The 25,148-nt window shown below is 41.3% G+C and carries 26 protein-coding genes and 1 other annotated feature; of the genes, 7 read left to right on the forward strand and 19 right to left on the reverse strand.

Features of this window, described 5'->3' with window-relative positions; genetic code table 11:
* Nucleotides 1-60 precede the first annotated feature (60 nt).
* Together I3B46_RS12545 and btuC are read right to left on the reverse strand one after the other, a co-directional pair.
* Nucleotides 61-831 (reverse strand): vitamin B12 ABC transporter ATP-binding protein BtuD, encoded by a 771-nt coding sequence (locus tag I3B46_RS12545; RefSeq protein ID WP_040133060.1) that lies wholly within the window; start codon nucleotides 829-831, stop codon nucleotides 61-63.
* 6 nt (nucleotides 832-837) lie between these two features.
* A complete protein-coding gene (gene btuC / locus I3B46_RS12550; RefSeq protein WP_036943866.1) occupies nucleotides 838-1,839 on the reverse strand; it encodes a vitamin B12 ABC transporter permease BtuC in 1,002 nt (333 codons plus the stop codon).
* 121 nt (nucleotides 1,840-1,960) lie between these two features.
* Between btuC and I3B46_RS12555 the strand changes: the two genes are divergently transcribed.
* On the forward strand, nucleotides 1,961-2,977 hold the full coding sequence (locus tag I3B46_RS12555) for a RhoGAP domain-containing protein (RefSeq protein WP_004919091.1): 1,017 nt from the start codon (nucleotides 1,961-1,963) through the stop codon (nucleotides 2,975-2,977).
* A gap of 248 nt (nucleotides 2,978-3,225) precedes the next feature.
* On the opposite strand, the gene ihfA is transcribed toward I3B46_RS12555, so the two are convergent.
* The 14 genes from ihfA to fos form a co-directional block, all read right to left on the reverse strand.
* A complete protein-coding gene (ihfA, locus tag I3B46_RS12560) occupies nucleotides 3,226-3,522 on the reverse strand; it encodes an integration host factor subunit alpha (protein WP_004919089.1) in 297 nt (98 codons plus the stop codon).
* A gap of 4 nt (nucleotides 3,523-3,526) precedes the next feature.
* A complete protein-coding gene (gene pheT, locus I3B46_RS12565; RefSeq protein WP_004919087.1) occupies nucleotides 3,527-5,914 on the reverse strand; it encodes a phenylalanine--tRNA ligase subunit beta in 2,388 nt (795 codons plus the stop codon).
* Between the two features lie 14 nt (nucleotides 5,915-5,928).
* Complete coding sequence (pheS, locus tag I3B46_RS12570; protein ID WP_004919085.1) at nucleotides 5,929-6,912, reverse strand: phenylalanine--tRNA ligase subunit alpha; 984 nt, start codon at nucleotides 6,910-6,912, stop codon at nucleotides 5,929-5,931.
* Nucleotides 6,913-7,035: 123 nt separating this feature from the next.
* Nucleotides 7,036-7,160 (reverse strand) — a sequence feature (Phe leader region).
* The gene (gene pheM / locus I3B46_RS22695; protein ID WP_120752679.1) at nucleotides 7,110-7,154 is read right to left on the reverse strand and encodes a pheST operon leader peptide PheM; all 45 of its coding nucleotides are present in this window, start codon (nucleotides 7,152-7,154) and stop codon (nucleotides 7,110-7,112) included. Its footprint overlaps the feature before it by 45 nt.
* Nucleotides 7,161-7,249: 89 nt before the next feature.
* Nucleotides 7,250-7,606: a 50S ribosomal protein L20 gene (gene rplT / locus I3B46_RS12580; protein ID WP_004263714.1), complete on the reverse strand. Its 357-nt coding sequence runs from the start codon at nucleotides 7,604-7,606 to the stop codon at nucleotides 7,250-7,252.
* A gap of 42 nt (nucleotides 7,607-7,648) precedes the next feature.
* On the reverse strand, nucleotides 7,649-7,846 hold the full coding sequence (gene rpmI, locus I3B46_RS12585; protein ID WP_004263702.1) for a 50S ribosomal protein L35: 198 nt from the start codon (nucleotides 7,844-7,846) through the stop codon (nucleotides 7,649-7,651).
* Nucleotides 7,847-7,940: 94 nt separating this feature from the next.
* Nucleotides 7,941-8,480 carry a translation initiation factor IF-3 gene (infC, locus tag I3B46_RS12590; RefSeq protein ID WP_036943861.1) on the reverse strand — a complete coding sequence of 180 codons (540 nt, stop codon included), beginning with the start codon at nucleotides 8,478-8,480 and terminating at the stop codon, nucleotides 7,941-7,943.
* Between the two features lie 347 nt (nucleotides 8,481-8,827).
* Nucleotides 8,828-9,367: a translation initiation factor IF-3 gene (gene infC, locus I3B46_RS12595; RefSeq protein ID WP_071599650.1), complete on the reverse strand. Its 540-nt coding sequence runs from the start codon at nucleotides 9,365-9,367 to the stop codon at nucleotides 8,828-8,830.
* A 3-nt stretch (nucleotides 9,368-9,370) separates the two neighbouring features.
* Nucleotides 9,371-11,299, reverse strand: a complete 1,929-nt coding sequence (thrS, locus tag I3B46_RS12600) for a threonine--tRNA ligase (protein WP_014658195.1) — start codon at nucleotides 11,297-11,299, stop codon at nucleotides 9,371-9,373.
* Between the two features lie 808 nt (nucleotides 11,300-12,107).
* Nucleotides 12,108-12,707 carry a LysE family translocator gene (locus I3B46_RS12605; RefSeq protein ID WP_014658194.1) on the reverse strand — a complete coding sequence of 200 codons (600 nt, stop codon included), beginning with the start codon at nucleotides 12,705-12,707 and terminating at the stop codon, nucleotides 12,108-12,110.
* 307 nt (nucleotides 12,708-13,014) lie between these two features.
* A complete protein-coding gene (locus I3B46_RS12610; protein WP_036943860.1) occupies nucleotides 13,015-13,464 on the reverse strand; it encodes a methyltransferase family protein in 450 nt (149 codons plus the stop codon).
* Between the two features lie 122 nt (nucleotides 13,465-13,586).
* The gene (locus tag I3B46_RS12615) at nucleotides 13,587-13,982 is read right to left on the reverse strand and encodes a hypothetical protein (protein ID WP_004919070.1); all 396 of its coding nucleotides are present in this window, start codon (nucleotides 13,980-13,982) and stop codon (nucleotides 13,587-13,589) included.
* A gap of 130 nt (nucleotides 13,983-14,112) precedes the next feature.
* Nucleotides 14,113-14,637, reverse strand: coding sequence for a GNAT family N-acetyltransferase (locus I3B46_RS12620; protein ID WP_053110851.1), 525 nt, complete (start codon nucleotides 14,635-14,637; stop codon nucleotides 14,113-14,115).
* Between the two features lie 55 nt (nucleotides 14,638-14,692).
* Nucleotides 14,693-15,112, reverse strand: a complete 420-nt coding sequence (fos, locus tag I3B46_RS12625) for a fosfomycin resistance glutathione transferase (protein ID WP_036943857.1) — start codon at nucleotides 15,110-15,112, stop codon at nucleotides 14,693-14,695.
* 462 nt (nucleotides 15,113-15,574) lie between these two features.
* On the opposite strand from fos, the gene I3B46_RS12630 reads away from it, so the two are divergent.
* Nucleotides 15,575-16,279, forward strand: coding sequence for a MarC family NAAT transporter (locus I3B46_RS12630; RefSeq protein WP_004919062.1), 705 nt, complete (start codon nucleotides 15,575-15,577; stop codon nucleotides 16,277-16,279).
* Here I3B46_RS12630 and I3B46_RS12635 read toward each other — a convergent pair.
* Nucleotides 16,276-16,932 (reverse strand): transglycosylase SLT domain-containing protein, encoded by a 657-nt coding sequence (locus tag I3B46_RS12635; RefSeq protein WP_004919061.1) that lies wholly within the window; start codon nucleotides 16,930-16,932, stop codon nucleotides 16,276-16,278. The genes I3B46_RS12630 and I3B46_RS12635 overlap by 4 nt on opposite strands.
* A gap of 266 nt (nucleotides 16,933-17,198) precedes the next feature.
* Between I3B46_RS12635 and I3B46_RS12640 the strand changes: the two genes are divergently transcribed.
* From I3B46_RS12640 to I3B46_RS12655, 4 genes are read left to right on the forward strand one after another with little or no spacing between them, the layout of a single operon-like run.
* The gene (locus I3B46_RS12640; protein ID WP_004919060.1) at nucleotides 17,199-18,110 is read left to right on the forward strand and encodes a metal ABC transporter substrate-binding protein; all 912 of its coding nucleotides are present in this window, start codon (nucleotides 17,199-17,201) and stop codon (nucleotides 18,108-18,110) included.
* A 1-nt stretch (nucleotide 18,111) separates the two neighbouring features.
* Nucleotides 18,112-19,002, forward strand: coding sequence for a manganese/iron ABC transporter ATP-binding protein (locus I3B46_RS12645; RefSeq protein ID WP_014658190.1), 891 nt, complete (start codon nucleotides 18,112-18,114; stop codon nucleotides 19,000-19,002).
* Nucleotides 18,999-19,889, forward strand: coding sequence for a metal ABC transporter permease (locus tag I3B46_RS12650; protein ID WP_004919054.1), 891 nt, complete (start codon nucleotides 18,999-19,001; stop codon nucleotides 19,887-19,889). The genes I3B46_RS12645 and I3B46_RS12650 overlap by 4 nt, the downstream gene beginning before the upstream one ends.
* The gene (locus I3B46_RS12655; protein WP_004919051.1) at nucleotides 19,882-20,748 is read left to right on the forward strand and encodes a metal ABC transporter permease; all 867 of its coding nucleotides are present in this window, start codon (nucleotides 19,882-19,884) and stop codon (nucleotides 20,746-20,748) included. Before I3B46_RS12650 ends, I3B46_RS12655 begins: the two co-directional genes overlap by 8 nt.
* Before the next feature lie 86 nt (nucleotides 20,749-20,834).
* On the opposite strand, the gene I3B46_RS12660 is transcribed toward I3B46_RS12655, so the two are convergent.
* Nucleotides 20,835-23,123 carry an FdhF/YdeP family oxidoreductase gene (locus I3B46_RS12660; protein ID WP_014658189.1) on the reverse strand — a complete coding sequence of 763 codons (2,289 nt, stop codon included), beginning with the start codon at nucleotides 23,121-23,123 and terminating at the stop codon, nucleotides 20,835-20,837.
* Between the two features lie 381 nt (nucleotides 23,124-23,504).
* Between I3B46_RS12660 and I3B46_RS12665 the strand changes: the two genes are divergently transcribed.
* Nucleotides 23,505-24,374 carry a fructosamine kinase family protein gene (locus tag I3B46_RS12665; RefSeq protein WP_004919048.1) on the forward strand — a complete coding sequence of 290 codons (870 nt, stop codon included), beginning with the start codon at nucleotides 23,505-23,507 and terminating at the stop codon, nucleotides 24,372-24,374.
* Between the two features lie 40 nt (nucleotides 24,375-24,414).
* On the opposite strand, the gene I3B46_RS12670 is transcribed toward I3B46_RS12665, so the two are convergent.
* Entirely contained in the window at nucleotides 24,415-24,954 is a 540-nt protein-coding gene (locus tag I3B46_RS12670; RefSeq protein WP_014658188.1) for a YniB family protein, read from the reverse strand.
* Nucleotides 24,955-25,148 lie beyond the last annotated feature (194 nt).

Raw genomic sequence — 25,148 nt, forward strand, 5'->3', positions numbered from 1 at the left:
CTGAAAACATTTCTTATATCGTAAAGCATAATGAAACCGACGATTAAAACAATTTTTCTGCTACTCGTCAAAACTAATTACTTGCCAAGTTTTCGTTTCGCTATCTGTACTTGAAATAATTTTACTTGCAAATATCTCAGATAAATTAAAGTCAGTCATCACTTGCTCAGGTTTACCTGAAAAAATAATTTCACCTTTTTTTAACATCCATATACGACTTGCATGTCGATATGAATGACTCAAGTTATGCCCACTCATTATAACCGTTCCTTGGCAATCACAAAAATATTTCACCCATTTATCAAGCTTGGATTGTTGAATAATATCTAAATTGTTTGTTGGTTCATCAAATAGAATAAATTTTCCACTTAAATCTTGACGATCCCAAACTTGCAAAAAAGTTGCAATAATACGGACTCGCTGCCATTCACCACCCGAAAGTTGTGTAATAGGTTTCATTAACAAGCACGCTAATTGGAAATCTTCAGTTAATTGGTTAAATAACGCTATTTGATACTCATTTGATGAATAAAACAGCGCCAGATATTGAAAGACTTTTAAAATAGGTTGCGTTGATACTTGCTGAGGAAAATAGGCTCTTTGCTGACGCAAAGCTTGCACCCGATACTCGTTGAGCGCCCGACCATTAATATTTAATTGTCCTTGAAAAGCTAAAAAACCACTCATTCCACTGAACAAAGTACTTTTCCCCGCCCCATTTGCACCAAGTAAATGAATTTGCTCTCCCGCAAACACAGTTTCATTAATATTGATAAGCCGGCTATCAATGGAAAACTGAATTAGCTCAATGATAGGTTGTCTATTCATCATTCTATTTTATCGCCATTGATTGTTACGCGCTAATAGCCAAATAAAGATAGGTGCCCCTAACGTCGCGGTTATCACACCAATAGGTACCTCAGCATTGGCAATCAGTGTGCGTGAAAGCATATCGGCTAATAATAACCCTCCCGCTCCTGTGATAGCACACCCCGGCAATAATGTTCGGTGGTCGGTCAATCCTGCCAACCGTAAAATATGGGGAATGACTAACCCAACGAAACTAATAGCACCCGCAATAGCAACGCTCAAACCAATTAGCACCCCCGTCACGATAATCAGAGCAAGACGCCAGCGATGGTGAGAAAAACCGAGTTGATAAGCTTGCAATGATCCAAGTGATAAGTAATTGAGTGTATTACCTTGGCAAATTGCCCACAATAAAAAAGGAATACAAGCAATGACTAGAGCAAATTGACGCCAATCAATACCGCTAAAGCTTCCCATCATCCAATAGAGGAGTTGACGTAGGTCTAGGCTGCTACTCATATAGACCATCCAAGTCATTATCGCACCACAAATCACACCAAGCGCCACGCCAACTAGCAGTAAGCTCGTGTTATTAAAATGCTTTCGTTTGGCAAAAAACAGCAGTATCGCGGTTAACAATAATGCACCAACAATTGCACCTGAACTTATTAGCCAATACTGAGTTACCCCATGAGAGAGCAAAACAATCAGAACGACGGCGACACCAGCACCATTGCTGATCCCCAATAACCCAGGTTCAGCCAGTGGATTTTCGAATAAGGCTTGCATGATAGCCCCTGTTACCGCAAGGGCTGCACCAATGGTAATGACTGCCAATAATCGAGGAAAACGAATTTGCCAAATAAATAATTGTGCCGATTCGCTCGCCCATTGGTTAGGCCATAACCCTACTTCGCCGACACTCAAAGCCAAGACACTGACAACGATTAAAAAACAGACCAATACACGCAGTAACCGTATATCGGCGTGCCTCTGACGTTTTTGAAGGGTAAGCAATTGATTATTCATTAAGTAGAAAATGTCTTAAATATTAACAGTATTGCCCAATTATAGCTTTTTGTGCAAGCGATACCAATGCAGCAAATTTATACTGCACATCCATTTTTATTTGAGCATTTGAAGGGACAATATGAAATCGACTTTATCAACATCAACGCCCGACTTCACTTCCACAACTAAAATAGCCGATACACCCCTTAAGCCTATCAATCAACCCAAAACAAGCCTCTTTGCTGCATCAATCCAACGAGTGACTAATGTTTTAAAAAAATTTTTAGGGTTACCTTCGCAACACCAACATGAATCTATTGAAATAAAAAACAAAAATATTGATGTATTAAATTACAAAAAATTAAGCGATAGCGATCAAGAAAATGCGCTCCCCCCTTCTCAATACAAAACCCCGGCTGAATTAAACGCAATGCAAATGCGGATAGCGCAACAACAAACAGCAAAACTCATTGAAAAACAGAATATAGATGCTATCAATGAGTATATTGGTATCGCTTATGAAGATCGCCTTAAATACCAGCAAATTAATGAGATTGGTACTGCTATCTTATCTCATCCAAATTACTTACATGAAACAGGACCATTTCGAATATCAGGCAACAAACAGAGAGTTGAAATAATATTAGAGCATCTCGCTAGCAATAAATCTATTGATATCTTTTTTATTCAAAAAAATAACATTGACGTATCTGATCTAACATCAGCATATAAAAAATTAGTTGGCAACGTTTTAGATAGTTCATCGAGTGAACAAAAAACATTATCGACTCTCTTCACTAAATATCATGATGCAATCGGAAACAAAGCTACAGTGAAACGTGCTATTGAAACAAACCCAACATTGGCAACGAGCGAAAATAATATTTTAGCCGTTTCTGATACAAAAATTTTAGACTCACTGCCACCGCTAAAAAAACTGCCATTGATATTGCAAATAGCGGTGCCCCTACTTACCGAAATCAGCCGTCATGCAGAAAAACACCAGATGACCCCAGAAAATTTATCGATCGCCTTTGCCCCGACTCTCGATAGAACCGATTATTCTAAAACGGCGGGAAATCCTCTTGATCAACTTAAACAAATAGGACTTGCACAATTACCTATTAATTATTTTACCGCATTGTTGCAAAGATAGGCGACCGAATATAAATTTTTCCACCTTAAAAGTTATAGCTACCGATACCATAGGTAGCTATTTAAAATATCGATAAATACATCAGTGTGATCAATCCTCAATATCCTCTAAATATTTTCTAGCTGATAGTGTGGAAACCCTATTCTGCATCCAGATAGATAGCATAAAATATATTGAAATAATGCTGTGCCATGAAAAACAAAAGACCGCCTAAACGGCGGTCTTTTACTCGCAATGCAAGTCTACTATCACTCTTTTGGTGTCGCTTTTTCGACGCGGCTCTTCAATTTTTGGCCAGGACGGAAAGTGACAACACGGCGTGCAGTAATTGGAATATCTTCCCCAGTTTTTGGGTTACGACCGGGACGTTGATTTTTATCACGTAAATCAAAGTTACCGAATCCAGATAATTTCACTTGCTCACCATTTTCTAAGGAGAGGCGAACCTCCTCAAAGAAAGATTCCACAAGGTCTTTAGCATCACGTTTGCTAACACCCAGTTTTTCAAACAAATTTTCTGACATTTCAGCTTTAGTAAGCGCCATAGTTTTAGTCCCTCAAGGAGGCTTGGAATCGCTGTTTTAATGCAGCAATACACAGATCAACGGTCGCGGTTATCTCTTCTTCTTCCATGGTACGCGTTGTATCTTGGAAGACGAGACTGATAGCGAGACTCTTATAACCGTCTGCTATCCCTTCACCACAATACACATCAAACAAGTTTATGCCAACTATATGATTTATGCCAACTTTTTTACATTCTGCCAAAACATCTGCGGCGGCAACGTTTTCTGGCACAACAATCGCAATGTCGCGACGGTTCGATGGATAGCGTGAAATCGCCTTCGCATCAGGGATTGCACGGTGTGCTATCGCATCACAACGAACCTCAAATACCACAGTTCGACCATTTAAATCGAGTTTACGTTCTAGTTCTGGATGAACAACACCAATAATACCAATATGTTCATTTTCCAGATAAATCCCAGCACTTTGACCAGGGTGCAATGCCGGATGTACTTCAGGTTTAAATGTAATTTGATTCAGTTTGCCAGTCAATTCCAAAACAGCTTCAAGATCACCTTTTAAATCAAAGAAGTCCACAACTTGTTTATCTAATGACCAATGTTCATCGAATCGGTTACCCGCAATCACGCCAGCCAGCATGGTTTCCTGACGGATTTGATATTCTGCTTGATTATCAGGGATAAAGCGCAAACCTGTCTCAAATAATCGAATTCTATTTTGTTGACGATTTTGATTATAGACTACCGTAGTCAAAAGACCTGTTAAAAGTGACAAACGCATCGCCGACATATCAGCAGAAATTGGGTTTGGTAACACTAATGCTTCCTGCTCTGGGTGAAGCAAAGCTTGCACTTTCGGGTCGACAAAGCTGTAAGTAATTGCTTCTTGGTAGCCTTTATCAACTAACATCGCCTTAATACGCTTAAGCGGCAGATTAGCTTCTTTGTGCTTAGTCATGACTAAATCTGCACGCAGCGGTACATCTGGAATGTTGTTATAACCATAAACCCGTGCAACTTCTTCAACCAGATCTTCTTCGATCTGCATATCGAAACGCCAGCTTGGTGCAACCACATCCCAACGCCCTTCAGAAGCTTTCACTTGGCAACCTAAACGGGTCAAAATATCTGTCACAACATCATCCGCAATCGCATAACCAATCAATCGATCGAGTTTATTGCGAGTCAGAGTAATATGAGCGACTTTCGGTAAATGAGCTGAGCTTGTGACATCAATAATGTCACCAACTTCACCACCACAAATATCCAGAATCAATTGTGTCGCACGTTCAATGGCTTTGAACTGTAATTCAGGATCAACACCACGCTCAAAACGGTGAGAAGCATCAGTGTGCAAACCATAATTACGTGCACGACCTGTAATCGCTAGTGGATTAAAAAACGCACATTCTAGAAGGATGTTTTTGGTTTCGCTGTTAACACCTGAATGCTCACCACCAAAAATACCCGCAATACCGAGTGGATTTTTCTCATCAGCAATCACTAGCGTATCAGCGTTCAGCGTCGCTTCGCTACCATCTAACAGAACCAGCTTTTCATCTTGTTTTGCCATACGCACCACGATAGCGCCATTTAGGCGATCGAGGTCATAGGCATGCTGAGGTTGACCCAGTTCAAGCAATACATAGTTTGTGATATCAACAACAGCATCGATTGAACGCACGCCACCACGGCGCAATTTCTCTTTCATCCACATTGGGGTTGGTGCAGAGACATCAATATTTTTGATAACTCGACCAAGAAAACGCGGACATGCTTCAGGTGCTTCAACGCGGATTGGGAAGGTATCGGTTGTAGTGGCTTTCACCGCCTCAATCTTAGGCGCTGTCAGTGCTTGTTTATTGATTACAGCCACATCACGTGCTACACCAAGAATGCTTAAACAGTCCGCACGGTTTGGCGTAATGCTAATTTCGATGATGCTGTCATCAAATTTCAAATAATCACGTAAATCAGTACCAATTGGCGCGTCTAATGGCAGCTCAATAATACCGCTATGATCATCAGAAATACCTAACTCAGAGAATGAACAAAGCATCCCTTCTGACGGCTCGCCACGGAGTTTTGCTGCTTTGATTTTAAAATCGCCGGGTAGAACTGCACCAACCGTTGCGACAGCTACTTTCAAACCTTGACGGCAGTTAGGTGCCCCACACACGATATCAAGCAGGCGATCGCCGCCAACATTGACTTTTGTGACTCGTAGTTTATCTGCATTTGGATGCTGACCACATTCGACCACTTCACCAACAACAACACCTGTAAATTGCCCCGCCACCGGTTCAACACCATCAACTTCCAAACCGGCCATCGTGATTTGTTCGGATAATGCTTCACTGCTAATGGCTGGGTTCACCCATTCACGTAACCAAAGTTCACTGAATTTCATGAGAAAGTCCCGCCTTATTTAAACTGTTTGAGGAAACGAAGATCATTTTCGAAGAATGCGCGCAAATCAGAAACACCGTAGCGCAACATTGTAAGGCGCTCCATTCCCATGCCAAATGCAAAGCCTGAGTAGATTTCTGGATCAATACCCACATTGCGTAGTACATTTGGATGAACCATGCCGCAGCCTAACACTTCTAACCACTTACCATTTTTCCCCATAACATCCACTTCAGCAGAAGGCTCTGTGAATGGGAAATAAGATGGACGGAAGCGGACTTGGACTTCTTCTTCAAAGAAATTATTTAGGAAATCATGCAATGTGCCTTTTAGGTTAGTAAAGCTGATATCTTTATCAACAATCAACCCTTCTGTTTGATGGAACATTGGCGTGTGTGTTTGGTCGTAATCGTTACGGTAAACACGACCAGGTGCGATAATACGGATTGGCGGTTGTTGCCCATTCATGGTACGAATTTGCACACCGGAAGTTTGGGTACGCAGCAAACGCTTCGCATCAAACCAGAAAGTATCATGATCGGCACGAGCTGGGTGGTGGGCAGGAATATTTAATGCATCAAAGTTATGGTAGTCATCTTCGATTTCAGGCCCCGTCTCAACACTAAAGCCTAACTCACCAAAAAACTCTTCAATTCGCTGAATGGTACGGGTAACTGGGTGTAATCCCCCATTTTCCATACGACGCCCAGGTAATGAGACATCAATTCTCTCCGATGCTAAACGTGCATTCAGTATTTCAGCCTGCATGGCTGCTTTACGCATATTCAGTGCATCTTGAACCTGTACTTTGGCTTCATTAATCACAGCCCCTGCTGCTGGACGTTCATCAGCAGGCAGATCACGCAACGTTTTCATCTGTAGTGTGAAGTGGCCACTTTTGCCTAAATATTCAACACGAACTGACTCTAACGTAGCAACATCTTGGGCCTGTTCAATGGCTGCTTTTGCCTGTGCAACCAACTCAGCGAGATGTGGCATTATTTCCCCTTTATGACCTTACGGTCGTTTTGCTAGTTATTCACCGATTTATTAAGTTCTCACTTGCCATTTATTGAATGGATAAGCACTTAACTGATTTTACTGTATTTTTCTTCAATCAAAAACAAAAAAGCCTCCTGACGGAGGCTTTAGCGTAACTTTTCGTTTCTTTTCTTACGCGCGCAAGCCCCCGAAACTCAGGTGCTAAAGTAAAAGAAGAAACGAAAAGCGACGATTTGCATATAATTAATTCACTAAACGGACTGTATTACTTAAGTATTAACATAAAACCACATAAATGAAAAGAGGAAGTCTCCTTCCTCTTTTCAAGCAAACATTAAGCTAAAGCGCCTTTCGCTTTTTCAACTAAAGCAGTGAATGCTGCTTTGTCGAATACGGCGATGTCTGCCAGGATCTTACGGTCGATTTCAATTGAAGCTTTTTTCAAGCCATTGATGAAACGGCTGTAAGACAGACCGTTTTGGCGAGCCGCTGCGTTGATACGCGCGATCCACAGTTGACGGAACTGACGTTTACGTTGACGGCGGTCACGGTAAGCGTATTGACCAGCTTTGATTACCGCCTGAAACGCTACGCGGTAAACACGAGAACGTGCACCATAGTAACCTTTCGCCTGCTTCAGAATTTTTTTGTGACGTGCACGGGCGATTACACCACGTTTTGCGCGAGCCATAGCTATCTCCTATCGTCTTTAATCTTATTAACCAATGTTTACTTATGCGTAAGGCAGGCAGGCAACTACCAGACCCAGATCGCCCTTAGATACCATTCCTTTCGGACGTAAATGGCGTTTACGCTTAGTAGACTTTTTAGTCAGAATGTGACGAAGGTTTGCATGCTTGCGCTTAAAGCCACCGCCTGCAGTTTTTTTAAAGCGCTTTGCTGCGCCACGTACAGTTTTAATCTTTGGCATTTCTTTAATTTCCAACTTCGCATTGTGATAAACTACGAATTAATTAGGCGAATAGCATCTACATTGCTGTAAACACAATTACTTGATGGCCTAATTATTTCTTCTTAGGTGCCAGCACCATGATCATCTGACGCCCTTCAATTTTTGAAGGGAATGACTCCACAGACGCCAGCTCATCCAAATCGGACTTAATACGGTTAAGTACATCCATACCGATTTGTTGGTGAGCCATTTCACGACCACGAAAACGCAGTGTAACTTTGGCTTTGTCACCATCTTCGAGAAAGCGAATCAGGTTGCGTAGTTTGACCTGATAATCACCTTCATCTGTACCAGGGCGGAATTTAATTTCCTTCACCTGAACAACTTTTTGCTTCTTCTTCTGTTCTTTTTGAGACTTGCTCTTCTCATAAAGGAATTTGCCGTAATCCATGATACGACAAACTGGCGGTTCGGCATTTGGGCTGATTTCAACAAGGTCTACCCCTGCTTCTTCGGCTTTTTCTAGTGCATCACGCAGGCTCATAATGCCGAGCTGTTCGCCGTCTAAACCGGTTAAACGGACTTCATTCACACGAATTTCATCGTTAATACGATTTGGACGTGCTGTTGGGATTCTTTTTCCGCCTTTAATACTTTATTCCTCCAACTGGATAAAGAGATTTGCTTATATTCTCTAAAGCATACACCCTAGTTACCGTTTAATCTAATAGATTCAATATGTTGATAACTAAAGTGCCATATTCTTTGCCTACGTCACCTCGGGTAATTACCGAATGATAAGGCGATTCGACCGCGGATTTTAATGCTTATTGCCCGATTACTCAAGTAGATAATCAATTTTTTCGCACAAACCCATGTCTTTTCATATTATCAAGCCTATATTCAGAGCATCCAATATAGGTTGTTAGATATTTTCCATGATTGGTTCAACAAGATATAGCACCCGCTTTTATGCGGGTGCTGTTCATGATGATAAACTTACTTTTTCTTTGGTGCTAAGACCATGATCATCTGGCGACCTTCAATTCTTGAAGGGAATGACTCCACAGACGCCAGTTCATCCAGATCGGCTTTAATGCGGTTAAGCACTTCCATACCGATCTGTTGGTGAGCCATTTCACGACCGCGAAAACGCAAGGTAACTTTGGCTTTATCACCATCTTCCAAAAAGCGAATCAGACTACGTAGTTTAACTTGATAGTCGCCTTCATCTGTTCCTGGACGGAATTTAATTTCCTTCACTTGAACAACTTTTTGTTTTTTCTTTTGCTCTTTCTGAGACTTACTCTTCTCATAAAGATATTTGCCGTAATCCATGATCCGGCAAACAGGTGGCTCAGCATTAGGGCTAATTTCAACTAGGTCAACACCAGCCTCTTCCGCTTTCGCAAGTGCTTCACGCACACTCATGACACCGAGTTGCTCACCGTCAAAACCGGTAACTCGAATTTCAGTTGCACGGATTTCTTCGTTAATACGATTTGGACGTGCTGTTGGGAGTTTTTTTCCGCCTTTAATACCTTATTCCTCCATCTGATTAAGCTGACGACTGCGAATTTCTTCTAGCAGTTTGTTTGTAAATTCATTGACATCTAGGCTGCCTAAATCTTTACCGCGACGGGTACGTACAGAGACTTTACCTGATTCAACTTCTTTATCGCCGCAAACTAACATGTAAGGAACACGACGCAAGGTGTGTTCGCGGATCTTAAAGCCGATTTTCTCGTTACGTAAGTCCGCTTTCGCACGAATGCCAACACTTTGTAGCTTGCTGACTAATTCTTGAACATAATCCGCCTGAGTATCAGTGATGTTCATCACAACCACTTGTTGTGGCGCCAACCATGTTGGGAAGAAGCCTGCATATTCTTCTGTCAAAATACCGATAAAGCGCTCAAGTGAACCTAATACCGCACGGTGGATCATCACAGGCACAATACGTTCGTTGTTTTCACCAACATAAGATGCATTGAGGCGGCCTGGCAAGAAGAAGTCTAACTGTACAGTACCACACTGCCATGCGCGGTCTAGGCAGTCATACAGTGTAAATTCAATTTTAGGACCATAGAATGCCCCTTCGCCTGGCTGGTATTCAAACTCAATACCTTGATCTTTTAACGCCTGAGCCAGATCCGCTTCTGCGGTATCCCACATATCGTCAGTACCGATACGTTTTTCAGGACGTGTAGACAATTTAACAACAATTTTTTCAAAGCCAAATGTTGCATAAACGTCATAAATCATTTTAATACAGTCGGTGACTTCACTTAAGATTTGATCTTCAGTACAGAAGATATGAGCATCATCTTGTGTAAAGCCACGTACACGCATTAAACCATGTAACGCGCCGGATGGTTCATTACGATGGCAGCTACCAAACTCAGCCATTCTTAATGGCAGATCACGGTATGATTTCAAACCTTGGTTGAAAATTTGTACGTGACCTGGGCAGTTCATTGGTTTCACGCAATACTCACGGTTCTCAGAAGACGTTGTGAACATCGCGTCTTTGTAGTTTTCCCAGTGCCCAGTTCTTTCCCAAAGTACCCGATCCATCATAAATGGACCTTTTACTTCTTGATAGTTATAGGCTTTTAGTTTAGTACGTACAAAGGTTTCTAATTCACGGAAGATTGTCCAGCCATCATTGTGCCAGAACGCCATACCCGGCGCTTCTTCCTGCATATGGTATAAATCTAATTGCTTACCAATTTTACGGTGGTCACGCTTAGCCGCCTCTTCAAGGCGTAATAGATAGGCATTCAGCTGCTTTTTATCTGCCCAAGCGGTACCGTAAATACGTTGCAGCATTTTATTATCGCTGTTACCACGCCAGTATGCACCCGCCACTTTCTGTAATTTAAAGTGGTGACAGAAACGCATATTAGGTACGTGTGGACCGCGACACATATCAATATATTCTTGATGATGATATAAGCCTGGGCGGTCGTCTTGACTAATATTTTGATCAAGAATTTCAACTTTATAATCTTCGCCACGGGCAACAAAGGTTTCGCGAGCTTCGGCCCAAGAAACACGTTTTTTAATTACATCATAATCTGTTTTGGCAAGCTCAAGCATACGCTTTTCAAGCTTTTCCAAGTCTTCCTGCGTCAGCGCATAATCTAGGTCAATATCATAATAAAAACCATTATCGATAACTGGACCAATTGCCATTTTGGTGTTTGGCCACAATTGTTTGATTGCATGACCTAGCAAGTGAGCACAAGAGTGACGAATGATTTCTAACCCTTCATCATCTTTGCTGGTAATGATAGCCAAATTGGCATCATGCTCGATCAGTTCACAGGCATCAACCAATTCACCATTTACACGGCCCGCAATACACGCTTTTGCGAGACCTGCTCCAATATCACGCGCAACATCCATCACAGAAACGGCATGGTCGAACTGACGCTGACTTCCATCAGGAAGAGTAATAACAGGCATTAATAAATCCTTATCAGCAGTGGTGACCCACACGAAAGATCACTTGCTTGATTATTCCAAGTTTATAAAACAATACGTTACGATTAATTCCTCACTTCACTATGCGAGATATGTACACAAATGACTAACTGACTATGCACATTAAAAGTAACTCATTGACAATGATAACACAGACTGATTTATTCGCGATAGATGAGTGGTTATTATCGCCGAATAGTTCAAACCTGCTCAAATAGAGCGATGGACACAACTTGAATAGTGCAACATAGAAAATGGTGAGTTTATATGAAGTACCAATCAATACGAAAATGAGCGCAATAAAAATACTGAGTCTATTTTCTACAATTAAAACAAGATATGCCGCATTGCCACAACAATATAAATAGGTATAAATACTAAAATAATCAACCCTTGGCTTTGCTCAACTGGAAAAATATTTGGATTGTCACCACAGGTGCTAATAGCTGCTTCCCATTAAAGGCCGCCTATTTTTCAAAATGACGAGTGAAAAACTGAGCCTATATATCAGCGCAATGATAATCACAATTCAGTCAGCCCCTTTTTCACTAATGCTGACTTTCTATCCGATTTATTTAATCGTAGGTTTGCTCAATATTCATTCCCGTTTCGATTGGTTTAATTAACTCAATTGTGCGCGTGGAGGTATATAGCGGAATGTATAGCTGGTATGCTTCTTTCCACCAGCCTGCCTACACTCCCCATATACACCATAATGCTGTATATCCACTATCACTTATCCGATAACCCAATATTTCCCTTTTTGCCTTACTGTTGAGGCGATAAGATATTATTGGAATATCACTGATATCGCACTTGCCGCAAGCAATAGCCCCATAATTAAATTAAACTTTTTCAAAACATTAGGGTTCTTCAATCGTTCGCGCAACTCACTACCAAACATAGCCCAAATCGTGACAGATGGAAAATTAATTAGGCTAAAAATAACCGCCACAAGCAACATTGAGCTATAAGGGTTCGTTGAGTCTGTGTAGAGGGCCATACCCGATATCGCCATCATCCATGCTTTTGGGTTTACCCATTGAAACAGCGCTGCTTCTAACAACGTTAGCGGTTTTTCATTACTGTTTTTTGCTGATCCAACTGAACGGCTGATTGTCGTCTTCCAAGCTAGCCATAATAAATAGGCTATCCCTAGATACTTCAAAATATTATAAACGATCTCTGACGACTTAATTAAAGCCCCCACTCCCATTCCCACTGCAATTAGCATCACCAAAAAGCCTATTGAGACCCCTAATGCGTGTGGCATAGTTCGCTTTAGTCCAAAATTCATCCCCGATGCAAGTAACATGATGTTATTGGGGCCTGGGGTAATGGACGTGACAAAAGAAAACATCGATAACGAAATGAAAGTTTCAATATTCATAGTGTGTGCATCTATTGAGCAAATGGTTAATAAAAAATAGCAATGGATTGTTTACTCAATGCATTGGCCTTCAAGCCGCTGAATACTGAGTGAAGAGCAGTGTAAAGTGATCTGAATTCACTTTTTTTATCTCTGCGTGCGCATGCCTCGTTTTACGTCATCAACCAGTAAATAGATACCTCTAGTCGTGATACGCTCCGCTGATAAATAAACAAGACAATATGATAAACAACGATATTTTGCGCTAGTTGTTAAGAACAAAATGCATATTTAACGGTTATTTTAAAATACACACCGTATTCTTAAGTTACAGCCAGCGTCGTGTTTGTTGGCTATAACGTTGCCACTCCTCTTGAAAACGTGCTGATAGGAACTTTTCTTCTTGAGGGATAGTATACAGATCGGTCACCAGCCAAAATACAAGGCCTGATACAAGAAAATACGGTGATTGGGTAAACAGTGCCAAACTGACACACAAGGATGTAAACGCCAAATAGAGTGGATTACGAGAGAATTTAAATGGCCCCTCCGTGATCAACGCTGTTGCCTGAACGATGGGATTAGGGGATGTCTTGTAACGATAAAAATAATATAAACTGGCGGCTATCCACCCAAAGCTTTCCAACGCAACCAGTATCGCCAATATTCCCATCCAACCAGAGAAACTCCAAGACAGGCTATTTTTCGTATCAAGATAATAGAAGGCGATGGCGTTGAAAATTAGCCAATTTAAGAAAGGAAGTCTAAATATGCGCATGATACGCTCCCTAAATCAACACGGCATACTTAGACTAACACAGATCATGTAAGATGTTTTAAATAACAAATTTTGCTTTCTATCCCTGCGATATTTTCTGCACTATTTTGATTAAGTTAACGCTAATTATTTCCCAAAAAGAACACACTTTTTAACCCTTCTAAGCGTGCATATTCTTGTTGGCAAACTAATTTCCGTACTTGTACTGGCATACTCTCAACCCGTGAGCGTATGGCATTCAATTGGTCGTCCAGTCCATTCATACCTTTAACGTTGACAACATCTTCATTTGTCTTTAAATATTCGGCAAAGGTTTGCAAATTACTTTCTAAACTGTCACATGCATTATAATCCGCACCCCAGCTTGGCATTAGCGCATTAATAGATTCAGGCAAAATACTTGCTACACTAGGATAGATGTCCTGCTTCCATTGCTGCGGAAAAACAATAAGCAGTGCAGCTATTGCGACTCCCATTAGCATGACGAATGCCGTCAGAGCCGTCATTACATTTTTCATTTACAACCCCAAAACTTACCTGTTTGACTTTAGTTAGCATAGTGCATAGGGCGTAAAGCAATATTTATAATAAAAAATAGTTTGTAAAGAAAACTCTAGCAATATTAATAGGCTAATAAAAGTAAGCAAATTAAGATGATACGTTTACACTTAAGTGCTTATAGAAGATAGTTGTACTTTCAAACTCCTGTTGAGCATTCGATACAAAATGAGGAATTTCGCCCACCTCAATATAATCTAGTTGGCGATACAGATGTGCAGCAACATCACCTGTACGAGTATCTAATACAAGTAATGTTCGTTGATGGCTTAGCGCTACCTGCTCCACAGCGAGAAGCAACTGTTTAGCTATGCCTTGCTGACGAAAAGCTGTGTGTACCATGAGTTTTTCAACTTCTGCCCGATGGCGACCATTTGCCTTTGCGCAAAATGAAAGTTGAATTGCCCCAGCTAACTGTTTGTCGACTAATTTTACGAGTAATAAACGTTCACCGGTTTGCAAGCCTTGATCAACTGTTTGCCAATAATTGCGCGCTTCAACCTGTGTTATTGGAGCAATAAATCCAATCGAAGCCCCGCTGTTTACACAGTCGATTAATAACCAATCTAATTGTTGTTCCAACCCACCAACAGTCGCTACACTTTGAATAGACATAATGTTTCCCTATAACTTTCACCTGTGTTATCACCTATTCGCCGCGGTGTATTGACTATGAATAAAATACCATTCCGTCGTACGGCTTTTTGCGGCAACTCTTTAATCTATCTATTAATGAACCAACATGAATTTCTAATTGATGACCATCTGGATCTAAAAAATAGAAGGAGTCACCTTCACTGCGGTTATCTTTCCAGACAGTCACGCCGGCTTGATGCAATTTTTCAACGATATCCGAAAAATCCTCAGCTGACACCGTAAAAGCATAATGGGTGTAATCACGACGCTTTGCAGCAGCAACCTCTTGTCTCATCGGGTCATAAGAAAGGCATACCCATAGTGCACCACAGGTTAAATAAGCCCCTCGCTCCCAACTTGCATGTAACTGCATTCCTAATACCGTCTGATAAAAAGAAATACTTTTTTGTATGTCACTAACGGCTAGAGTTAAATGATTGATTCCAATTAGCATTTTTTCTCCCTCGCTCACTAATAAATAATTGTACACGTATTCTTTTAATGAATTTACATAACCAGTAAGTAAATAACAAAATTAACGGTATAACTTAACCATATCGAAATTTTGACAACCTACTAATAGATGCCCTTTCCCTTTTTATGTCCCCCATAAAAAGGGTTTTTTTTATCTTAAAAATTGAACATTTTTTAGCTCACTGTTATATCTCACTGTTATAAAAAGAGTAAATCAACTTATTCACAATAGAATGCGAATGTTATCCACAGTTAATGTGTACAACTACTTCTTTTTAAATCTTAAAAAAATCATCACAATAAGATTGGTAACTTTATCGCGTGATATATCAGAGATTGTGTAGCGAGATAAGCGGTTTTACAGGGCATCTGTGCATAATTTTTGCTATAGTGCCAATTCGCACTGAATTTTAACCTCCATTAAGAGCTTAATTTGCCTATTATGAATGATTTTCTTCAGCTATTTCAGGCCATCGGTATTGGATTGGTTTTAATACTTCCTCTTGCCAACCCATTGACAACAATTGCAGTGATGCTGAGTTTGTCTGGCAACATGACCAAAGAGCAGCGAAACCATCAATCACTTTTGGCTTCTATTTATATTTTCGCGATCATGACTATTGCCTTCTACGCAGGGCAATTAGTGATGAATACATTTGGTATTTCGATTCCCGGATTACGCATTGCTGGTGGGTTAATTGTGGCATTTATTGGTTTTGGTATGCTATTCCCTAGCGGTGAGAATAACGATGATACCAGTGCCTTAACACCTGATGACACAACCGTCTCTAAAAAACGTCAGAAATCACCTAATATTGCGTTTGTTCCCCTTGCCATGCCGAGTACTGCCGGGCCAGGTACCATCGCTATTATCATTAGCTCAGCGGCCTCTTTACAAGGTGATGTTGGCTTTGCCCCTTGGGTATTAAAAGTCGCTCCGGTAATCACCTTTTTCATTGTTAGCTTAATTGTTTGGTTAGCATTACGAGGTGCCACTTCTATCATGAAATGGTTAGGTAATGGTGGAATTGATGCGATATCAAGGGTAATGGGGTTCTTATTAATTTGTATGGGAGTGCAGTTTGTTATCAACGGTATCGTTGAGATTGTCGCGCAACTCCCACATTTAGTGGCGGCACATCATTAATTCATGGCTAATGAATTATAGGCATTTTTGACTTTCCATAAATAACGCGGAGCTTGAGGCGCTGGGTGTTTCGTTTGAACGTGTTGATAAAACTCTTCAGGTGTCAATCGATTAATCATCGCGATAGCTCTGCCTTTATCATTATCAAATGTCCTTAACAAGGCGCCAGCACCATTGACGTAAGCCACGACAGTCGCATAGTACATCGTTTGGGGATTGTTAATCCCAGCAAGGTGTTGCTCTTTTAATATCCGAATATAAGCTGTGCCAATATCAATATTTTTTCTCGGATCTTTTAAATCTCGCGTTGAAGGCTCCCCTGATTTCCCTTGGTAACGATATGCATCACGCCCCGCAGTTGAAGCTTTGATTTGCATTAAACCAATCGCATTCGACTTACTGACGACATCCGGCCGGAAATTTGATTCAACCTCAATGATGGCCCGAATTAAGGTTTCATCAACATTATAACGACTCGCAGACTCTCGAATGAACTCATCAAATGGCGTACGAGGAAAGGAAATATTTTGCTGCACTGTTGATAAATTGCTACTTTTATTTAACATCCGTTGTGTTGATACTTGTTTTTCTGGTTCACTAGAGCAACCCGCTAGCAACAGAAATACCAATGCGCCACTGATATTTTTTTTCACCGAGATATCCTCTGCTAATAAAACTGACGGAAGAATAACTAATAGTAAGAAAAATAAAATAATTTTTACTTAACTTTTACTTCAAGACATGTTTTAGTCATTGAAAAAAGTAATCACAATAATAGAAAAATCACACACTTTTTGTCTTGACTTTATCCAGTTGATATTGATAATCATTATCAATTGACTTTTACTCCTGCTATTCTTTTTATGCGTAACAGGGTAATTAAAAAATCCACTAAGCCAATGATGTCAGGGTCTGAATAATGAAGAAAACACTATCTCTACTGTCTAAACCACTACTTTCTGCTGTCTTTGCTTTATCTACTATTTTACTAATCAGTCAACCTGCATTAGCTAAAAAGTTTAAGGTCGTCACAACTTTTACCATTATTCAAGATATCGCACAAAACGTCGCAGGGGATGCCGCCGTTGTGGAATCGATTACCAAGCCTGGCGCTGAAATCCACGGTTACCAACCAACACCAAAAGATATCATGAAGGCCTATGATGCCGACCTGATCTTATGGAATGGCTTAAACCTTGAAGTCTGGTTCCAACGCTTCTTTGAAAATTTCCAAAATGTTCCTGCTGTTGTCGTCACTGAGGGGATTGACCCTATGCCAATTCGTGAAGGCGAATATAAGGGGAATCCGAACCCACACGCATGGATGTCACCTGCAAACGCCCAAATTTATATCGAAAATATTCGCAAAGCATTGGTTAAGTATGATCCAGAAAACGCAGAAATCTACAACCAAAATGCGAAAAAATATGCTGAACAGATCGCACAACTTGATGCTCCACTGCGTGAGCGACTCAACCGTATCCCTGAAGAGAAACGTTGGTTAGTCTCAAGTGAAGGCGCTTTCAGCTACTTAACAAAAGATTATGGCTTTAAAGAAGCTTATCTCTGGCCAATTAATGCGGAAGAACAAGGAACGCCACAACAAGTTAAAAATGTGATTGATACTGTACGTAAATATAATATCCCTGTGGTATTTAGCGAAAGTACAATTTCAGACAAACCAGCACGCCAAGTTAGTAAAGAAACTGGGGCAAAATACGGTGGAGTCCTTTATGTAGATTCACTATCAACCGCAGATGGCCCAGTACCAACCTATATCGAACTGTTAAATACAACCGTTGACACTATAGCGAAAGGATTTGATCAGTAATATGAGTAACTCGAAACGCTTTGAACACCCTAATTTGGTTGTGGATGATGCCACTGTCACTTACAACAACGGTCACACTGCAATTTATGATGCAAGTTTTGATATTACAGGCGGATCAATATGTGCATTGGTTGGCGTCAACGGCAGTGGTAAATCCACCTTATTTAAAACGATCATGGGGCTAGTCACCCCATCATCTGGCAGTGTCACGCTCAATGGTGAGCCAATCAAAGAGGCTCTCAAAGAAAACATTATTGCCTACGTTCCTCAAACAGAGGAAGTGGATTGGAACTTTCCTGTGCTTGTCTCCGATGTGGTGATGATGGGGCGTTACGGCAAAATGGGCTTTTTTCGTATTCCTAAAAGTGAAGACAAAGAAGCGGTAAAAAAAGCACTTGAACGTGTAGATTTGGCAGGGTTAGAGCATCGCCAGATTGGCGAGCTTTCTGGCGGGCAGAAAAAACGCGTCTTTTTAGCTCGTGCGCTAGCCCAACAAGGTAAAGTGCTCCTACTTGATGAACCCTTTACAGGGGTCGATGTTAAAACAGAAAACGCCATTATTGACCTGTTACGTAGCCTACGTGATGAAGGCCACCTGATTTTGGTGTCTACTCACAACTTAGGGAGTGTGCCTGAGTTTTGTGACCAAGTCATTTTGATTAATCGCACCGTACTCGCAAGTGGTCCGACTGAAACCACATTTACCCAAAAGAATTTGCAAGTGGCTTTTGGTGGTGTGCTACGCCATATCAATCTTTCAGGTCAAGAGCTGCATGACGACGACGATCCACGCTCTGTCACGGTGATTACCGATGATGAACGCGCCGCCGTTTTCTATGGTCATGACCACAATGCCCCCGTTAGAACAAACCAGCCTAAGGATCCAGTATGATCGAGTTGTTACTGCAACCTTTCGAGTACAACTATATGGTTAAAGCCATTTGGGTAAGCGCTATTGTGGGTGCCGTTTGTGCATTTCTTTCAGCTTACCTAATGCTCAAAGGTTGGTCATTAATGGGCGATGCCCTCTCTCATTCCGTTGTACCGGGTGTTGCCGGAGCTTATGCGTTAGGCTTACCCTATGCCGCCGGCGCCTTTTTTACGGGGATCCTCGCGGCCCTAGCCATGACCTTTATTAAGCATATTACTCGGTTACGTGAAGATGCCGTTATCGGCTTTATCTTTTCAACTTTCTTTGCCGCGGGGCTATTAATCGTCTCTTTAAACCCAACCTCAGTGAATGTGCAAACCATCATTTTCGGTAATATTTTAGGTATCGCCGACGCCGATGTATTGCAGGTTGAAATTATTATCGCCATCTCCTTTATCGTGCTACTGGCTTTATGGAAGGATTTACTTGCCGTGTTCTTTGATGAAAGCCACGCTCGTTCAATTGGCTTGAATCCATTGCGCTTAAAAATTATCTTTTTTACTCTACTAAGTGCTTGTACGGTAGCTGCATTACAAACGGTTGGCGCAATCTTAGTTATTGCTATGGTGGTAACTCCCGGGGCAACAGCTTATCTACTCACTGACCAATTTAAGCGTTTATTAATCATTGCAGTCGCTATTGGTACTGCCACCAGCGCGATTGGTGCTTATGCCAGCTATTTCCTCAATGGGGCAACTGGCGGCTTAATTGTGACGCTTCAAACGGTTATTTTCTTGTTGGCATTCTTCTTTGCGCCAAAACACGGCATTTTTGCTTCTCGTCGTAAGGCAAAACAGGAAGTCGAGAACCTGCATAAAATAAAACAACAAGGAGCCTCTAATGAGTGATTTTATTGACTTACTAACGGCACCGTTTATTTTCCCGTTTATGCAGAAAGCGATTATTACGGCTATCGTGACAGGTGCAGTCTGTGCGATTTTATCTTGCTTTTTAGTGCTTAAAGGCTGGTCATTAATGGGGGATGCCATCTCCCATGCTGTATTACCGGGGATTGTTATTGCTTCTGTTGCGGGTATACCACTCGCTATTGGGGCATTTGTTTCGGGCCTGTTTTGTGCATTTGCCACCGGATACCTCAAAGAGAATAGTCGTATCAAAGAAGATACTGTGATGGGAATTGTCTTTTCAGGCATGTTCGCCGTCGGCTTAGTGATGTTTGCCAAAATCGATACCGAGCAGCATCTTACTCATATCCTATTTGGGGATATTCTTGGTATTACCGATGCCGAATTTAAGCAAAACCTATGGTTTGCAGGCATTACCATCGCTATTATCTTACTAAAACGTAAAGATTTTATGCTGTATTGCTTTGATCCTAATCAAGCGCGTGTGATTGGCCTGCCTGTGAAGTTGATCCATTATGGTCTGCTCTCATTGCTCGCCCTTACCATTGTCGCCTCGCTTCAAGCGGTTGGGATCATCTTAGTCATTGCGATGCTTATCTCCCCGGGCATCATCGCTTTTGTCCTATGTCGAAGCTTTGGGTGGATGCTCTTTGTGGCCGTGATTGCCTCCGTCACCTCTAGTGTGATTGGAACCATTGTCAGTTTCCACATTGACGGTGCTACAGGCCCTTGTATTGTTATTACTCAAGCCATCTATTTCATCATTGCCCTGCTCTATAGCAAAATGGTCTTAGCGCGCAAAAAAGCGAAATTACCGCAAGAAAAGTTACAGTCGGCCTAATGCGCTGTTAGCGATAATAAGCAAAATAAAAAGCCACCCAATCATCTTAAGGGTGGCTTTTGTCTCTATGTCATCAAGAGATGGTGTTAAGACGCTACATCCACTTTTTCTAGTACCACTGGAATGTTTTTGTAAGCCGGAATACCACTTTGCGGGTCAAAATTATCCAACGCAATTAAGTTATTCGCTTCTGGGAAATAGGTCGCCACGCAGCGATCAGCCATATCATGGATAACCACTTTTAAGTTATCTAAGCGGCGATGAGTGCGCTTTTGTTCACTATCCAGTGCAATAATATTGACTCTATCGCCTGCGGCTAAGTTCTGTTTCTTAGCCTGTGCTTCGCTAATAAACATCACATCACGTTGGCCAAAAACACCGCGATAGCGGTCATTGAGTCCATAGATAGTGGTGTTATATTGGTCATGGCTACGTACTGTCGCCAAGACTAATTCGCTATTCACCGCTGATTTAGGGTCTTCAATAACGCCTTGCGTCGTAATGAAGTTTGCTTTTCCTGATGACGTCAACCAGCGTCGCTCTGCAGCCGCATTGGTTAAGTGAAAACCACCGGGCACACGGATCCGCGCGTTATAATCTTCAAAACCCGGTAACACCGCCTCCATCGCGTCACGAATTTTATCGTAGTCATCGATAAACTCATCCCATTCTACTTTAGTATTTGGCAATGTAGCCTTAGCCATACCGGCTACGATGGCACACTCTGATTTCAAGTGAGGGCTAGCCGGTTTTAGCTTACCGTGCGAGGCATGTACCATCGACATAGAATCCTCAACGGTAATACTTTGTGGTCCGGTTTTTTGTTCATCCCGTTCAGTACGCCCTAATACGGGGAATAGGAATGTGTTTTTGGCTGTCAACAAATGGGAGCGATTAAGTTTAGTCGCTGCATGCACTGCTAAGTCTAATTTTTTCATACCGCTATAGCAGGCATCCTGATCCGGCATCGCAACCGCTAAATTACCTCCCATACAGATCAATGCACGCGCACTTCCTTGAGAAATAGCTTGCATACTCGCGACAGCGGCATGGCCAAATTTAGCTGGGGGTTTAAAACCAAACCGTTGTTCGATTTTATCGAGAAAAGCTTGGCTTGGTTTTTCGGTGATCCCAACAGTACGGTCTCCTTGTACATTGGAGTGCCCACGTAAAGGACAGATGCCGGCCCCTTCACGTCCAATGTTCCCTTTGAGCAGCAGCAGATTCACTAATTGCTGAATATTTTGTGTACCGTGCTGGTGCTGAGTGATCCCCATTCCATAACAAATAATCGTGCTATCCGCCTCAATATATAATTGGGCTATTTGTTCGATTTCATCACGAGTTAGACCGCTAACACGTAATATATCTTCCCAACGCGTCGACATCACATCATGTTTGAGTGCCTCAAAACCGGCAGTGTGAGACTGAATAAACTCATTATCTAATATAGGCGATTTACCTTGTGCGACCGCAGCCTCATGCTGCTCAATAACAACACGCATCACGCCTTTTATTAATGCGGTATCGCCACCGATGCGTACTTTATAATAGTGTTGGGCTAATTGAGTTGACTCTAAAGTCAGCATCTCAACAGGATCTTGTGGGTACTCAAACCGTTCCAACCCACGTTCTTTTAACGGATTGATCGCGATAATTTTTGCACCACGTTTTGACACTTCACGCAATGAGCTCAGCATTCTTGGGTGGTTAGTGCCGGGGTTATGACCAATACAGATCACTAAATCGGCTTTATCAAAGTCTTCCAATAACACAGTGCCCTTACCCACCCCAATAGATGCAGCAAGTCCAACACTCGTTGGTTCATGGCACATATTGGAACAATCAGGGAAATTATTCGTTCCGTACTCTCTTGCAAACAGTTGATATAAAAACGCAGCTTCGTTTGAGGTGCGCCCAGAGGTATAAAACTCGACCACATTAGGGTCGGCATAGCCAGATAAATGTTTACCTATTTGTGCAAAGGCTTCTTCCCATTCAATCACTTCATAATGGTCAGTTTGCGGATTATATTTCATTGGATGCGTTAAACGACCTTCATTTTCTAAATCGTAATCATCCCACTTTAATAATTCAGTTACTGAATGTTTTGCAAAAAATTCAGGTGTGGTTCTTTTCGATGTTGCTTCCCATGACATGGCTTTTGCGCCATTTTCACATATATCGAAGGAGGCATAATGTTTAGGATCAGGCCATGCACAACCAGGGCAATCAAACCCCTGAGGCTTATTCATTTCAAACATAGCAATCACATCATGACCAATTTCCATTTGGCCTCGAATAGCTTCAGCCACGGCTTTTACCGCGCCCCAGCCAGCGGCAGGACCAGTGTAATTTTCAATTTTCTCTTTCATTTTCATTACTCTTTTTAATTTAAATATTGCAAAAAATAAACATCGAATAATTACAATCTAATTATGTATAAAATTAATTTTATTATATTCATTAGAAAATATAGCAAATAATAGTCATTACAATAAGGCTTTATTTTTTAAAAAAGAAAAATAACATTTGAAATATATTCATAGTCTTATTTCAATATTTATTTATGACTAGTTATTAATTTAAAAACAATATATCGATAATAATGAATATCTAAAATAATCCATTCAACATAATGTTATAGTTGAGCCATTTCGTGATAGGCTCTTCTTTTTAAATAATTATTGCTGTTAATTCCTAAACTGTCGCTATAGAATCGTGTTAGTGAAGACCAAAGCAAAGCGAGGTGTATCATGTGGCAAGCAATGTACCGTTTATTAAGCGAACACTTAGGTGAAGCAGAACTTCATAACAAAGAAATACTTTCTGGGGGTGATATTCATCACACGATGAAAATCGATTACGGTGACCATACCATTTTCGTCAAACAGAATCTGCGTGAATTTCTGCCTTTATTTAAACAAGAAGCCGAACAGCTTGAAATGCTTGCCAAAAGCAAAACCATCACCGTGCCTAAAGTGTATGGTGTAGGGAGTAATAAACACCACAGCTTTCTGCTATTAGAATATTTTCCTTTAAAAAGTTTTGATGCAACTAACGCATGGCGTTTCGGCCAGCAATTAGCCCACCTACATCAATGGGAAGAGCAACCGAGCTATGGTTTTGACTTTGATACAATGTTAGGCACCATCACTCAGCCAAATGGTTGGGAAAAACGGTGGAACTCTTTCTTCGCCGAAAAACGTATTGGTTTGCAATTACAAATTGCCGCTGAGAAAGGAATGGTCTTTGGCGATATTCAGCAGATCGTTGATATTGTCAAAGAGCGCCTGACAGGACATCAACCGCAACCTTCCTTACTTCATGGGGATTTGTGGCCTGCCAACTGCGCTATGACACAAGAGCAGAATGGTATTTTATATGATCCCGCCTGCTATTGGGGGGATAGAGAATGTGATATGGCAATGTTGCCTTTATACCCAGAGTTACCCATCCAAATTATTGACGGATACCAAAGTGTGTGGCCTTTACCTTCGGGCTTCCTCGAAAGGCAACCTATTTATCAACTTTATTATCTACTTTGCCAATCCAATATTTTTGGCCTTGAAAAAAGCTATTTGCACGCACGTACCATTATCGATGAGTTAATTGGCGAGAAATAATGACGGTGTTGGCCCAGCGATGCCTGACTGGGCCAGATAATTACCAATTCAGCAACTTTAATGCCAAATAGATAACTATACCGAATGCGATTGGCGAAAAATAAAGAATAAAGAATTGGGTAAATATGGTGTGTCGAGGGATCGTCACTTTAGCCTCAAGCTCTTCTTTCGAGACTTCATTTCCTTTGGCTTTTTCCAATATCACGTGATCTTCGAGGCTTTCACGAATAAATTTAATTTGTCGATACATGCGTAAGCCAGAAGCGCTTAGTGCTAAGCCAACAAAGATAAAAAGAAAGATAATGATAAAGCCGATATTCGCGCCTGAAAAACCATTGGCAACTTGAGGTACTGGGGAGTTGTTCCAGAAGACATTAAGAAACGGTGTACTTTGGCGCGTCATTTCAGCCATTAATTTAATAAAATCATTGGCTACTGCATTAATACCCTCTCCTTCTAACCCTTTCATACCCGCCAATTTGACTAATGACGCTAAAGTGGAAATCAATGCTACAAGAAAAACAATCCAACCGATAATACGCTTGCCGATTGCGACATAACTTGCAGTCTGGTAATTCATTATTGACCCTCTAAAAATTTTTTTATAACTAATCATAACTGAATTTTTATAAAGCCACCAAATTTACCACAAGGAATAATACGGATACTCGCAATTTCAGATTATTTAACTTGCGCTTTCGTGACTGCCCATTGTCGTCAGTGGCAAAGCTGCCCACTTCTTAGACCGCAACCGCGATATGACGGATTTAGGGG

It is taken from the genome of Providencia sp. 2.29, from assembly GCF_015832305.1.
GTDB classification, from domain to species: domain Bacteria; phylum Pseudomonadota; class Gammaproteobacteria; order Enterobacterales; family Enterobacteriaceae; genus Providencia; species Providencia stuartii.